The organism is Halorubrum lipolyticum DSM 21995 (genome assembly GCF_000337375.1).
Taxonomy (GTDB): Archaea; Halobacteriota; Halobacteria; order Halobacteriales; family Haloferacaceae; genus Halorubrum; species Halorubrum lipolyticum.
The window spans coordinates 1-294 of the sequence record NZ_AOJG01000022.1; the positions used below are offsets into that span (position 1 = coordinate 1).

Sequence of the window (294 nt, forward strand, 5' to 3'; positions counted from 1 at the left end):
CCACGGGGAAAATCAACGACCTCCTCCCCGACCCGCCTCGCGTCCGAATCGTACAGGTGAACGCGAACAACGACGAACCTATGGCGTGCTGGTCGCTCTCGCCGGACACGTTCGCAGAGACTCAGGTTGAGTGGGGGCCGCTGTATCCGCACCAGAAGGCAGAGGGGGAAGTGTACGAGGCGTATGCCTTCGACCCCGGTCGAAACGTCGCAGTCGGGACGTGGCGGCGGTCTATCCCCGGCTCGTCGCTCGTCGGTCGGCACGATACAGACGAGGTGCTGGACGTGATTGGAG

At 63.9% G+C, this 294-nt stretch carries 1 pseudogene; it reads left to right on the top strand.

The features are described from left to right. Positions 1 to 56: 56 nt before the first annotated feature. Positions 57 to 294: pseudogene (locus C469_RS17390) on the top strand (hypothetical protein); the annotation flags it as partial.